General features: G+C 27.4%; 11 protein-coding genes and 1 pseudogene. 5 read left to right on the top strand and 7 right to left on the bottom strand.

The features are described from left to right. Positions 1-121: 121 nt before the first annotated feature. Together metB and rpmE are read right to left on the bottom strand one after the other, a co-directional pair. Positions 122-1,270: a cystathionine gamma-synthase gene (gene metB, locus Bamer462_RS03125; RefSeq protein ID WP_500837642.1), complete on the bottom strand. Its 1,149-nt coding sequence runs from the start codon at positions 1,268-1,270 to the stop codon at positions 122-124. 290 nt (positions 1,271-1,560) lie between these two features. After that, on the bottom strand, positions 1,561-1,827 hold the full coding sequence (rpmE, locus tag Bamer462_RS03130) for a 50S ribosomal protein L31 (protein ID WP_500837643.1): 267 nt from the start codon (positions 1,825-1,827) through the stop codon (positions 1,561-1,563). A gap of 1,391 nt (positions 1,828-3,218) precedes the next feature. Here rpmE and Bamer462_RS03135 point away from each other — a divergent pair. Both Bamer462_RS03135 and tpiA read left to right on the top strand, forming a co-directional pair. Beyond that, the gene (locus tag Bamer462_RS03135) at positions 3,219-3,968 is read left to right on the top strand and encodes a ferredoxin--NADP(+) reductase (protein WP_500837644.1); all 750 of its coding nucleotides are present in this window, start codon (positions 3,219-3,221) and stop codon (positions 3,966-3,968) included. A gap of 233 nt (positions 3,969-4,201) precedes the next feature. Further along, positions 4,202-4,978 (top strand): triose-phosphate isomerase, encoded by a 777-nt coding sequence (tpiA, locus tag Bamer462_RS03140; RefSeq protein WP_500837645.1) that lies wholly within the window; start codon positions 4,202-4,204, stop codon positions 4,976-4,978. Positions 4,979-5,159: 181 nt separating this feature from the next. Here the strand turns inward: tpiA and pfkA are convergent, their stop codons facing one another. From pfkA to Bamer462_RS03165, 5 genes are all read right to left on the bottom strand, one after another. Beyond that, on the bottom strand, positions 5,160-6,122 hold the full coding sequence (gene pfkA, locus Bamer462_RS03145; protein ID WP_500837646.1) for a 6-phosphofructokinase: 963 nt from the start codon (positions 6,120-6,122) through the stop codon (positions 5,160-5,162). Between the two features lie 726 nt (positions 6,123-6,848). Then, on the bottom strand, positions 6,849-7,601 hold the full coding sequence (cysE, locus tag Bamer462_RS03150; RefSeq protein WP_500837647.1) for a serine O-acetyltransferase: 753 nt from the start codon (positions 7,599-7,601) through the stop codon (positions 6,849-6,851). A gap of 54 nt (positions 7,602-7,655) precedes the next feature. Beyond that, positions 7,656-8,675 (bottom strand): NAD(P)H-dependent glycerol-3-phosphate dehydrogenase, encoded by a 1,020-nt coding sequence (gene gpsA, locus Bamer462_RS03155; RefSeq protein ID WP_500837648.1) that lies wholly within the window; start codon positions 8,673-8,675, stop codon positions 7,656-7,658. 461 nt (positions 8,676-9,136) lie between these two features. Continuing rightward, complete coding sequence (gene grxC / locus Bamer462_RS03160) at positions 9,137-9,418, bottom strand: glutaredoxin 3 (RefSeq protein WP_500837649.1); 282 nt, start codon at positions 9,416-9,418, stop codon at positions 9,137-9,139. A gap of 13 nt (positions 9,419-9,431) precedes the next feature. Continuing rightward, positions 9,432-9,821 carry a rhodanese-like domain-containing protein gene (locus tag Bamer462_RS03165; protein ID WP_500837650.1) on the bottom strand — a complete coding sequence of 130 codons (390 nt, stop codon included), beginning with the start codon at positions 9,819-9,821 and terminating at the stop codon, positions 9,432-9,434. A 567-nt stretch (positions 9,822-10,388) separates the two neighbouring features. Between Bamer462_RS03165 and rfaD the strand changes: the two genes are divergently transcribed. The 3 genes and pseudogenes from rfaD to waaC all read left to right on the top strand — a co-directional run bounded on the left by rfaD (position 10,389) and on the right by waaC (position 13,405). Continuing rightward, the gene (rfaD, locus tag Bamer462_RS03170) at positions 10,389-11,354 is read left to right on the top strand and encodes an ADP-glyceromanno-heptose 6-epimerase (protein ID WP_500837651.1); all 966 of its coding nucleotides are present in this window, start codon (positions 10,389-10,391) and stop codon (positions 11,352-11,354) included. A gap of 12 nt (positions 11,355-11,366) precedes the next feature. Further along, on the top strand, positions 11,367-12,410 hold the full coding sequence (waaF, locus tag Bamer462_RS03175; RefSeq protein ID WP_500837652.1) for a lipopolysaccharide heptosyltransferase II: 1,044 nt from the start codon (positions 11,367-11,369) through the stop codon (positions 12,408-12,410). Positions 12,411-12,431: 21 nt separating this feature from the next. Further along, positions 12,432-13,405 (top strand): annotated as a pseudogene (gene waaC, locus Bamer462_RS03180) (lipopolysaccharide heptosyltransferase I). Positions 13,406-14,278: the final 873 nt, after the last annotated feature.

Raw genomic sequence — 14,278 nt, forward strand, 5'->3', positions numbered from 1 at the left:
ATTATATATGTATATAAATTTTTTAATTATTCAGTTGATCAATTAAGCAATAATATTGCATGTGTATTTTTTCGCAATCTTGTTGTAGATGATATCAATATTATAATGATACAGTAACGCTTCACTGTATTGATGCAAATGCTTGCTCTAAATCAGCAATAAGATCATCGCTATCTTCTAGTCCCACTGAAACACGAAGCAACATATCATTAATCCCAGCACGTTTTCGAGCATGTTCTGGCATAGCAGCATGTGTCATAGTAGCCGGATGAGCAATTAAAGTTTCTACACCTCCAAATGATTCTGCTAATGTAAATAATTTTAATGATCGCAAAAATTGTAGTAATACATTCTTAGTACCTTTGAGCTCAAAACTAAATATCGATCCGAATCCACTTTGTTGTTTGCAGCTGATATCATGTCCAGGGTGAGTAGATAGTCCCGGATAATATAGTACGTTAATTTGAGACTGTTTTTGACAAAAAGCAATAATATTTTCAGCATTACTTTGTTGTTGATAAACACGAGGCATTAAAGTACGCATACCACGCAATAATTGATAGCTATCAAAAGCACTACCAGTGATACCAAGTGTATTTCCCCACCAATTTAATTTATCAGAAATGTACGTATCCTTAGATATTACTACCCCTGCTATTAAATCCGAATGCCCATTCAAATACTTACTACAAGAATGTACTACTAAATCTGCACCTAAAATTAATGGATTTTGAAACACTGGAGTCATGAATGTATTATCTACAACATATAATATATCTTTTTGGAAATTACAAATAGCATGGATATCTATTATTCGAAGCATAGGATTACTTGGAGTTTCTATAAAAATTAATTTTGGTTTATATGCCAACGATTTCAGTAATATTTCTGTATCATTTTGATCAATAAATAATACTTTACATGCTCCTTTTTTATGTAATGCATCTAATAATCGATATGTACCTCCATAACAATCATGAGGCGCTATTAATAAATCATTTGATTCAAGTAAAGCCGAACATATTAAATAAATAGCGGACATGCCGCTACTTGTCACAATTGCTTGTTTTCCATATTCTAGATTTGACAAAGTTTGCTGAGCTATGTCACGAGTAGGATTTTTACGTCGTGAATAATCATAAGGACGAGGCTGATTTAATCCCAAAAAATTGTAAGTAGTTGAAAGAGTGATAGGAGGAACAACACACCCATGTTGTTCATCGCTATTTAAACCGCTTCTAACACTAATTGTAGATTTTTTTATTTTCATAATAATAACTGATTCATCTATATCTTTAAAAAATACTGTCAATTTAATAAATACAGAAATTTTTATTTATATGTATGCAATATTTTCATAATTAATTTTATTATAAATTCCTCAATAACATTGATATCCCATATAATTTGTTTATAATTATTATAACGATGCATATATATTTCAATATAAATTATCCGTAGCAATAAAACCTAATAATTTATATTTGTTGTAATAGCTCTACTAATATTCTTTATTACATCACATGTAGTAATATATTTATATTCAGATTTAAATAATATCTATATTATTCTATACATTTGTTTTTTGTTTAATTTTTTGTTAACAGGCAAAAAATCAGCATCAACAGAAATATCGAAGCGCTTATTAAAAATATTTACACGTCCACGTGTATCTACTATACGTTGTGTGCCCGTATAAAACGGATGACACAAATTGCAAACATCCAAATTTAAATCATGATCTAAAGTAGATCTAGTCTTAATAACATTGCCACATGAACAACATGCAGATATTTCACCGTATTTTGGGTGAATATTTTTCTTCATGATATATCCTTCTGCGAGATAATATTATATTACTAATAATCAGTAAAATATCATAACAAATATAAATTATGAATTTATTTCGTAGTAAATAACAGATTAAATGTATATAGACATTTGTAACTAAATTATTACATTCATTAATTATTAACATATATAATAAATTGATGATATGACAAATGAAAATTTCATATAAAAATTACAAAATTTATTATATTTAAATGAAAATATATACATTAAAAACTTAAAAGTATTATTTCAATAACATTGCGTTTTATATAAAATATAAACAAGTAACACGCAACCTATTATTACTAAATTTAACAATAATTTATAATTAATATTATATATGTTAGCTAAGATAAATTTTCACTTAATTTATGCATCTACGTCGATCCCATTAATAATTAATTATTCTTATAAATATTTATGATGATAACAATCTATTGATGTAGTATACCATAACCATATGAAAATATATGTAATTGTATTCATAATATTTATGACATCTTAATACCTGTAAATAATTTAAATGTTTGTTGTAAATATAGTCTTATTAAAGAAGAATTTTATTGAATTTTTCAATTAAATTAATGTAAAATATCTGCAGATATCTTTTTATATAATGGTGTATGGATCAGGTAAAATACACAAAAAGAACATAAAATTCATATATGAATTACAACAATAAAACATGTTAAATGTTAACATATTTATAACACTTTAAATACCCTTATATACTTTCAATCATCAATATACTGGGTATTATATATAATAAAACTGCGACTCAAATATGAGTAACGATATGTATTTATTATTTAAATCATAATTTTTTTAATAACTAGCATAGATTGTTATGTATCTTCTTAATATTATTTTTTAAAAATAATGGTGATTAAATATTTTTTAACGATAAAATTCTCAAAAATTGCAATAAATTAATTAAATTAAAGTGTAGTTAAAATACGTTTTTATGAAAAAATAATTTACTCATCAGCAACTTTAATAATTTTAATTTATAAATAAATTAATTTGAAAATATTTTGAACAAAAATGCTCAAAAAATTTTCACATACATTATGTATATTTCCTTATAAATCAAAGAGGCTACGCATAAGATATTTTAGATATCTATCACATTAAAACACCTGATTAAGTGCACAATATCTTACTATCATAAAATTGTGATTAAACGAATAAACAAATGATTTAAAAAAATATTTTTATATTAATTTTTATTAGATAAAGCTTTTTATATCAACATCCTAAATTATTTTTTTTATAAAGGTTATAAACAATAAATTATATATACCTCAATGCTAATCTTTATCATATCAATTTAATAACTTAATAAAAATTAAATATTTAAATGCAACTAAATATAGGTACACTCCATGTCTACTTGGGTCACCGGAAAAATTATTGATATAAAACACTGGACAAATCGATTGTTTAGTCTTGTTGTGCAAGCTCCAGTTAATACATTTATTGCTGGACAATATACTAAAATAGGAATAAATATAGACAATATAATTATACAACGTGCTTATTCATATCTTAATGCTCCACATAATCCAAATCTAGAATTTTATATAGCTACTGTGCTGGATGGTAAATTTACTCCATTATTATGTACTTTATGTCCCGGTAATACTCTTATGCTCACTAAGAAAGCATACGGACATTTTATACTAAATGAAATTCCAAATTGCACCAATTTATGGATGTTAGCTACTGGAACAGGAATTGGTCCATATTTGTCAATACTTGAAGATCATAATCAAAGATTAGAACAATTTTCAAATATTATATTAGTACATGCGGTACGGTTTTATAAAAATTTAAACTATTTACCTCAAATGAAAAAATTACAAAATTTTTATAACGGCAAATTACATATACAAACAATTATAAGCCAAGAAAAATCTTCTCATTCACTTTTCGGTCGTATACCTACTCTGATAGAAAATGATTCTTTAGAAAATACAATAGGATTGCAGCTAAATATTAGCAACAGCCATGTAATGTTATGTGGAAACCCACAGATGATATATGATACTAAAAAAATATTAAATAAAAAATATGGAATGATAGAACACTTGCGACGTAACACTGGCCATATCACTCAAGAGCGGTATTGGTAATACAAGTAAATGTCTAATATCAGAGCGTATACATTATGGCTAGTAGCCATAATGTATACGCTAATCATTAAAATCGCAATTTTTTTAATATTAACATGCTACGACTCACAACTGATGCATTTTTATTATGCATATATAATCCTATTAATACAATATATTGCTGATTTTATTTATATTATTAATATTGATATATAATAGTTACTATACAGAGTAATTTTTATAGGAAAAACAATATGAAGCGCCCATTAATAATAGGAAACTGGAAATTAAACGGCAATAAAAATACCATAACCAATTTAATTGTTACATTAGTTAATGAATGTGCTAATATCTCCAAGTGCGATGTAGCCATAGCTCCCCCCGTGATGTATCTAGATATAGTGAATCGTTATCTACTAAATAGTCAAATTCAGTTATGTGCTCAAAATGTAGATATTCATCTATCTGGAGCTTTTACTGGTGATATTTCTGCAGAAATGCTGCAAGATCTGAACACTCGATATACCCTTGTAGGTCATTCTGAACGACGGATATATCATAATGAAAATGATACATGTATTGCTAAAAAATTTTTTATTTTAAAAAAAATAGGATTAATTCCTATTTTATGTATAGGAGAAAATCAAAAAGAGCACAATTCTGGATCCACTCAATCAGTATGCATTAACCAAATTAAAACAGTCATTAAATTAGTTGGTATAGAAGCTTTTAAAAATTCAATTATCGCTTATGAGCCTATATGGGCCATAGGAAGCGGGGCGTGCGCATCTCCAGAAAATGTACAAATAATTCATAAATTCATCCGGGATTATATTGCAAGTTATGATATATCTATAGCCAATAAAATAATAATTCAGTATGGAGGATCCGTAACGCCAGAAAATGTCACTCAATTTTTTGACCAAAAAGACATTGATGGTGTATTAGTGGGAGCTGCTTCTCTAAACGCGATTAGTTTCTCTAGAATTGTACAAACAGCTGAAAAACATAAAAAACTATATTATGATTAATAATAATCTACATGAGATATGGATCACTAAAATATAATACTAACAATCTAAAGCATCAAACAAATGATCATGCGCACATACCTGTATATGATTACATCGTGCGAAGATGTTTCAATATACATTTATATATTACATAGCGATCATCTTTATAAGAAAAACAAATTCATGTAACAACTGCAATTTAAAACAGTTTTTTAGCTGTGTTTAATAAATCCTGACGAAACGGACGCTGCATATGCCGTATAGCATCTTTAATATCATGATGTACTAATTTTTCATTTTGTACCCCAATACAACACCCTACATAACCTTGTAATAATAATTCAATTGAATATGCTCCCATCCTAGACGCTAAAATACGATCATACGCAACAGGTTTTCCTCCTCGTTGAATATACCCCAAAACAGTAGCACGGGTCTCTCTACCAGTTTTTTCTTCAATATATCGCGCTAAATAAAATATATTACAAATGCGTTCTGTAATAGCTACTATTGCATGCTTTTTTCCTGTAGAAATACCAGATTTAATCTCATTTACTAAATCTTGTGCATTAAATGCTACTTCAGGAACTACAATAAATTCGCAACCCCCGGCTATTGCCGCTGCCATCGTCAAATCACCACAACAACGCCCCATCACTTCTACAATAGAAATACGTTGATGCGAAGAAGATGTATCTCTCAATCTATCAATCGCATCCACAATCGTTTCTAAAGCTGTGAAGTAACCGATAGTATAATCTGTTCCAGCAACATCATTATCGATAGTACCAGGTAATCCGATACAAGGAAATCCTATGTCACTCAATCTCTTAGCCCCCAAATAAGACCCATCTCCTCCAATTATTATGAGCGCATCAAGATTGCGTTGATTTATATTATTCATAACAATTGCTCTAATGGTATCCTCTTTAAATTCAGGAAAACGAGCAGAACCAAGAAAAGTTCCTCCACGATTTATTATATCTGAAACACTACGACGACTCAATTGTATCATTCGATCTTGAAACAACCCTAAGTAACCATCATATATTCCATAAATTTCTAGCCCTTCAGAAAGACCCGCCCGTACCACACCTCGAATGGCCGCGTTCATTCCTGGTGAATCACCACCACTTGTTAGTACTCCTACTTTTTTTATCATAAATAAAAAACTCTATTATATTGTTATTAGTAACAACTCATAACTATGCTTTTATATAAAATATATGATAATAAAAAAATACAATTATACTATGAAATTAAAAAAAACAAAAAATCTACATTAAATACGCATTATTTAATAATATGTAAAATTACAGCACCATTTTTAATTTATTAAACTTATTAAATTATAAAAAATTTAACTAATAGGATTTTCTAAACATTGAATATTGAAATACTGTTTATTTAATTGTTTATTTATGATAATTTTGTCATATTATATTAACTTGCAATATAATATATTAGTTACCAAAAATTCATGATACCCCACGTATATATAATCGCATTATCATCAAACGATTTAAATTACATGAATCATATAACAAATTATACTTTAATATGTAAAAATATGAAATATATACTTGTTCATCAACATAATTAATATACTAAATATATGGCTACTTTAATTTCGTATAAAAATATTCAAAGTTATCTCATAACCAATCTTTAATACATTATATATCAATATGTAATATATCTTTATTCGTAGTAAATATTATTGATATTACTCGTAATCACACAAACACTTTTTAATATAGTTAAAACTATTAATAATACTAATTTTTTAAATATTACATACGATAATACCCACTAAAATAGAATACTTTTTAAATAGCCGTATAAATAGCACTTCATATCTTTTTATTTTTTAAAACAATAAATTATATTACGATTTATTAATTTTTTTTATAAGTTTAGCGGGTTTCCCAGCAACTGTGGCATAGGGCGGAACAGAATGCAGTACAACAGAACCAGCCCCAATCTTAGCTCCGTATCCTATCTCAATATTACCTAAAACAACAGCACCGGCTCCGATCATTACTCTTTGTTTAATTTTAGGATGACGATCACCACTTATTTTACCAGTTCCACCTAAAGTTACAGATTGCATTATAGATACATTATTTTCTATGATCGATGTTTCTCCGATAACTACTCCAGTTGCATGATCCATCATCACACCATATCCGATACTTGCAGCAGGATGAATATCTACATTAAAAATAGTAGAAATATGATTATAAAAATACATAGCTAATTCCTGACGATTATGTTGCCATAACCAATGAGAAATACGATATGCTTGCAATGCATGAAATCCCTTTAAATATAAAAAAGGAGTAAAATACTTAGTTACAGATGGATCGTTTAAACGTATTGCATGAATATCTTGTGCAGCAGAAATAATGATATTATCATCAGCACTACATATATCTTCTAATATTCTAATTACTTCAATTGTAGATATATCTTCATTAGTTAATTTTTTAGATAATATATAAATTAATGCATCTTTAAAATTTTTATGTCTTAATAGAGTCATATATATGAAACTACTCAATATAGGCTCAGAGTCAATTAATAATTGCGCTTCAACCCTAATATTACTCCAAACCATTTCTAATACATTTAAAGACATAAATTTTTTACCTGATCATCTATTAATAATAATTTAAATCTGTTACTGATTATTTTAACTATTAATTTTCTCTTCTTTTTGTGCCCGTTTCAATAAAGAGTAAGCCGCATCATGAACATTTTTGTTTTGGTATAATATCTGATATACTTGTTCAGTAATAGGCATATCTATTTTATATTTAATGGATAACATATACACTTCTTTTATATTATAGAGTCCTTCTATTACTTGCCCAATACTTTTTTGAGCACAATGTATGTTTAAACCTTGTCCTAATAATATTCCAAAACGACGATTACGCGATTTATCATCAGTGCAAGTTAATATCAAATCTCCTAATCCAGCTAATCCCATGAAAGTATCTGGTATGGCCCCCATTGATACACCAAGACGAGACATTTCTACTAAACCACGTGCAATTAATGCCGTTCTCGCATTTGATCCAAATCCTATACCATCAGAAATACCTGCCCCAATAGCGATGATGTTTTTCACTGCACCAGCTACTTGAATACCAATAGTATCTGTATTGCTATATATTCTAAAATTTTTATTGCAATGTAGTATATTTTGTAGATCATAACTGAATATAGCATCATTAGAGGCTAATGTTATAGCAGTGGGTAATCCCATAGCCAATTCTCTAGCAAAAGTCGGACCAGATATAATTGCAATAGGAATGTCTTTTCCCAAAAAATCACGAGCCACATCTTGTAACAAACGACCAGTTTTTGGTTCTAATCCTTTGGATGCTATAATAATACGAGTGTTATCTTGTAAATCTGATTTTATTCGCATTAAAATATGACCAAACACACGACTTGGTACTGCAATTAATAAGTTGGGACAAGCAGATAAAGCTACAGATAGCGATTCTTCTAGATATAACGATGACGGAAATGAGATATCTGGTAAATAAGTTTGATTACATCGATTAATTTTAAGTGTTTGAACATGAGTGGAATTATGACCCCATAACAATACTATATTCCCATTTCTAGATAATGCAATAGCCATAGCTGTACCATAAGAACCAGCTCCAATAACTGTTATAATAGGACATACAATAGACACAATAATTAAAAACAACTACTTTAGGATATTAACTTTTAAGCACATCATTATATTTATTTGGAAAAAACTAATAAATAAAATATCGAACTTAATTGAATCTAAATTAAATCTTAGTAAACCTCTGAAAGACTCCTGGCCACCTTTATTCCTTGACTGGGATAAAGGAATAAATAAAAACATCTGATTTAAATTATTCTCAACATTTAAACCTGCACCCCATAACAACAATGCATGATCTCAATGCATATACGTTATATATAATATTATTTAACATTAATATTGAAACATACTTTATATTTTTTTTAATTATAAGTAATTTGAAAACTCTTAAAACATTCTCTTCTTCATATTGAAGACTGTTAACATGATTTCTTTTCGTACGAAACAATACATCATAACTGTTTCTTCTCTCTAATACAAAACGCACCGTATTTACTACACCAAATATTAACAAACAATAATTAATTATCAATCGTCTTATTCGTTAAGATCAGATCTAATTTACCGTGGTCATGTAAAAACACTAAATCATCTGATCCTCCTACATGTATACCATTTATAAAAATCTGGGGAAATGTAGAACGCCCGCCAGATCGTTGTCTCATTTCGATACTCCTGCTATCTGATAAATTGTTATTATCTATTAGAATCTCTGTAAAATCCAGAGATTTTTTTATTAACAATGTTTTAGCGCGATCACAGTAAGGACAGTTTTTTTTTGTATAAATTTCAATATGAGCCATTTTTTTTCTCTTATTATTTTAATAATTTATCTTTTAATAACACAGGAAAATTATTAGCTTTCCACCCAACCATGCCGCCATGCAGCACATATACCTTTTCAAATTTTAATTTGTACAAACGTTTTTTAATTGAATGAGCTAATGCATTATTGTCATGTACCACAATTAACGGATATTTTTTAAACTTTTTTAATTTAAAAATATCATTACTTTTAATTTCTTTTATTGAAACATTCACACTGTTTGCAATATACCCTGAACGATAATCACTTTGACTACGAATATCTATTACGATCGCATTTTCTCTATTTATTAAATAAATTGCCTTATCACATAATATTTCAGAAGATCTAAACAACCAATTGTTAATTATAGTATACAACGCTATAATTAACAAAAGCATCCATATGATACATAATATTATATGCTGCTGTAAAAATATTGTTATTTCTTGAATACACATAGATTAAAACTCTACTAAAAACAATAATGCCACATTATAATACACGAAAATATATTAATATCATTAAGTGTTATACAATTTTGAATAAAACCAGCAACTTTGTAAGTAATTAAGATAACATGTAACAATACATTTTTTAAATCTTATGATTTTCATATAAAATTAATAGAAATGAATCCTTGAACCAATCTCAAATCACATATCTACTTATGATACTAACACATCATAAGTTATATTATATACTATATATCAATTAAGACCCAGTATGTTTTATTGTAAATAATCTAACAAATAAGTATTGCGCTATGCTATACTTTCACTCTTAGTTTTGTATAAATTAAGTATCACAAAGTAGTCGTCTTATATTGGTGTTTGTTTGCTGTAATAATATAGAAATAATACAATGATACATTTTTTCTGTTTAAATTAAAACACTATATTCATCAGTGTTTTAATTTAAGCTATTATATAATTGCATTTAATATGTATTCAATTATGTGAGCATATATGATTATAGTTACTGGCGGGGCAGGGTTTATAGGTTGCAATATTATTAAAGCATTAAATAAAATTTCATACAAAGATATTCTAGTAGTAGATGATCTAAAGAATGGAAAAAAATATAAAAATCTAACAAATTTATGCATCACAGACTATATGGATAAAGGTTGCTTTATCAAAAATATACTTGATAATCCCGTTAATTCTTATATTAAAGACATTGAAGTAATATTTCACGAAGGAGCATGCTCTTCCACTACTGAATGGAACGGTAAGTATATGATGCAAAATAATTATCAATATTCTAAAGATCTCTTATTGTATTGCGTTAAAAAAAAAATTCCTCTTATATACGCTTCCTCAGCATCAGTGTATGGAAAAGATACCAGTATACTTCTACGCTCTCAGCAATGTGAAAAACCCATAAATGTATACAGTTACTCTAAATTTTTATTTGATCAATATGTGCGCGCTATATTACCAAAAATCACATCTCAAGTTTGCGGATTAAGGTACTTTAACGTTTATGGGCCCTATGAAGAACATAAAGGTAATATGGCTAGTATCATATTTCGATTATATAGACAAATTAAAAGCAAAAAAATTCCAACATTATTTAATGGAAGTAAACAGTTAAAACGAGATTTTATACATATTGAAGATATCGTTAATATAAATCTTTGGGCTTGGAATAATAATATATCTGGAATTTTTGATTGCGGAACTGGTAAAGCTGAATCATTTGAATCAATTACTAATATTATATTCAGTTTTTTTAATCAAAATATGACTATCAAATATATTTCTATACCAAAAAAAATCCGTAATCATTATCAATTGTTCACTCAAGCAAACATCGCTCAATTAAGAAAAGCAGGTTATCATGAAAAATTCACTAAACTTGATCAAGGTATATATCAATATTTAAATTGGTTATCATACAATGATATTGATTGTCATGATGTAAAATAACTAATATTTACTATGAAAATATTAGTTATTAGTCCCTCATGGATTGGCGATGCCGTGATATCACATAGTATATATCGTCTGCTTATTAAAAAATATTGTCCCGATATACAAATTGATGTCATTACTTCAACATGGTGTAAAGACTTATTTAATCATATGCCTGAAATTAACCAAACATTATTTATTCCCTACGAACATGGAGTTTTAAATCTCTCAAGATGTTACCATCTTGGGAAATTTTTAAAAAATGAGAAATATCAACAAGCAATAATATTGCCTAATTCATTTAAATCTGCTTTGATACCATTTTTTGCAGATATTCCAATTCGGACTGGATGGCGCGGAGAAATGAGATATGGTATATTAAATGATTTAAGAGTACTTAATAGAAAATTATTTCCATTAATGGTGCAACGTTATGCTGCCTTAGCATATGATTATGATATTGTTAAAAATTTTTCTAATTTACCTTATCCACTACCATGGCCTCGATTAAATGTAAACGAAAAAGAAATTGTAGATGTATTATATAAATTTAATTTATATAACCATAGAAAATTACTAATTGGTTTATGTCCGGGATCAGAATTTGGTTTAGCCAAAAGTTGGCCTCATTATCATTACATAACGTTAGCCATTCGGTTAATTCACTGTGGATATCATGTAGTGATATTAGGATCACCTAAAGATCAAGTAATTAATAAATTTATTGAGCATAGTATTCTTAAAAACCTACAACAACACTGTCATAATCTTATAGGTACTACATCATTAGGAGAAGCTATTACAATTATAGCCGCGTGTAAAGGAATTGTTAGTAATGATTCTGGTTTGATGCACATAGCTTGTGCATTAAAACATCCTGTAGTAGTAGGACTGTATGGCCCTAGTGATCCTGAATTTACCCCACCTTTATCTTACCAATCTGTTGTAATACGTCGTATTCAAGGATATTATACGATACGGGATGGTAATAGTTTATATGGTTATCATAGTAGTCTGATAGACATCAGACCAGAACAGGTTTTAAAAGCACTAAAAAAATTATTAAATTAACTAACAAAAAAGATAATTATTATGAATGTTTTAATTATAAAAATTTCTTCCATGGGAGATATTATCCATACTTTGCCTGCAGTTACTGATGCATCAAATGCTGTACCCAATATATTATTTGATTGGATTGTAGAAGAAACTTTTTCTGAAATTATTAATTGGCATCCGGCAATACATCAAATTATTCCCATAAACCTTAGATTTTGGATAAAAAATTGGTATAAATTTTCTTCATGGAACAAATATTACGAATACATTATGCGATTAAAAAAAAAGAATACGATATAATCATTGATGCTCAAGGTTTATTAAAGACATCATTGTTAGTAACATTCTTTGCGTGTGGTAAAAAACATGGTTTGGATTACATGAGCGCACGAGAGCCTATTAGTTCTTTGTTTTATCATGAACGACATTATTCCAATAAAAATCAACATGCTGTAGAACGTATAAGGCGACTTTTTTCTCTTAGTTTAAAATATCCTGTATCATCTAATATGGGAAAATATAATATTAAGCATCTATTCCCCCTTCAAAAACATAATGTTCCTTATTTAATATTTTTTCACTCTACTACCAAAACCCAAAAACATTGGCCAGAATTTCATTGGAGTGTTATTGTAAAATATGCTATTAATGCAGGATATTGCATCAAATTACCTTTTTGGACAAAAAGCGAAGAATTACGTGCACATCGATTAGCAACACCATATTATACACAAATAACAATATTACCAAAATTAACATTACAAGAAATCGCGGTTCAAATATCTGGGGCAACGGCCACAATATCTGTTGATACTGGGCTTAGTCATTTAACAGCAGCGCTTGGGTGTCCTAATATAACACTATATGGCCCAACTAATCCTAGTCTAATTGGAACATATGGACAAAATCAAATTATTTTGCGTTCCCCGACTAAAAAAATGGAACACTTAACCCCTATGCACGTTTGGAAAGAATTCCAAAACATTTTAAATCTAACATATAATTAAAACACTTTATCAACTTATCTATTATAGTTTATTATAACTTCATCATCTAATAATAAATTAACGTTGTTATTAAAATAATATTATTTGTTCAATATTATTTTAATATACATGTATAATATGCATAAATATTCATATTATACATGCGTTTAATATCTATAAAAATTACATTATTCATGATAAATATCATTATTTATTTTAAGTAAAATTGTTTAATATTTGATTACAGATTACTTCAAATTATTAGAATTTTTTATCTCAACGCTCCCGCGTTTATAATATTAGACTTATTATGCTAATTTAAATGCGTTTTAAAATATTAAATTTTGAGAATTACTAATTATGTGCATTTGGTATTTTTAATTAAATAATATTATTAAAAAACAAAAGATTTTATGTAACAAAAGATTTTTTTGATAAAACTAGTAAACTTAATTATTTATTTTTATAAATCCAAAAATATTAAAAAAACAAATGATATTAATGTTTCATTATTAATATTCTATCAATTTCTATTCTTTATTTTATTTTTATATATGTAATAAAATTAATAAAATCCAAATAATGATCTATATAGAGATAAAGATAGAGATAGAGACAGAGAAGATCATATTGATCTTTACTTCAGTCATAATTCATATGTAATATATTGTTACGTGCATATAAATATATTAATATGATAATACAAACATATACTTATAGTATATCATTTCATGTGCAGTTATAAAATTATGACTGCAATCAAATTACTTTTTCATTTTAAATTAAATATAAATCTATTGTTATAGACAAAACAAATTTATTAAAATATCAGAATTCTAAAAATAAAATCATTTTTGAATATAATTTGTTATTTTAAACAATTACTTAATTCCT

Source organism: Candidatus Blochmannia americanus (nom. nud.), assembly GCF_059934915.1.

Excerpts from the sequence above, each read along its gene's own strand:
- metB (WP_500837642.1), bottom strand. The coding sequence starts at position 1,270 with ATGAAAATAAAAAAATCTACAATTAGTGTTAGAAGCGGTTTAAATAGC.
- rpmE (WP_500837643.1), bottom strand. The coding sequence starts at position 1,827 with ATGAAGAAAAATATTCACCCAAAATACGGTGAAATATCTGCATGTTGT.
- Bamer462_RS03135 (WP_500837644.1), top strand. The coding sequence starts at position 3,219 with ATGTCTACTTGGGTCACCGGAAAAATTATTGATATAAAACACTGGACA.
- tpiA (WP_500837645.1), top strand. The coding sequence starts at position 4,202 with ATGAAGCGCCCATTAATAATAGGAAACTGGAAATTAAACGGCAATAAA.
- pfkA (WP_500837646.1), bottom strand. The coding sequence starts at position 6,122 with ATGATAAAAAAAGTAGGAGTACTAACAAGTGGTGGTGATTCACCAGGA.
- cysE (WP_500837647.1), bottom strand. The coding sequence starts at position 7,601 with ATGTCTTTAAATGTATTAGAAATGGTTTGGAGTAATATTAGGGTTGAA.
- grxC (WP_500837649.1), bottom strand. The coding sequence starts at position 9,418 with ATGGCTCATATTGAAATTTATACAAAAAAAAACTGTCCTTACTGTGAT.
- Bamer462_RS03165 (WP_500837650.1), bottom strand. The coding sequence starts at position 9,821 with ATGCTTTTGTTAATTATAGCGTTGTATACTATAATTAACAATTGGTTG.
- rfaD (WP_500837651.1), top strand. The coding sequence starts at position 10,389 with ATGATTATAGTTACTGGCGGGGCAGGGTTTATAGGTTGCAATATTATT.
- waaF (WP_500837652.1), top strand. The coding sequence starts at position 11,367 with ATGAAAATATTAGTTATTAGTCCCTCATGGATTGGCGATGCCGTGATA.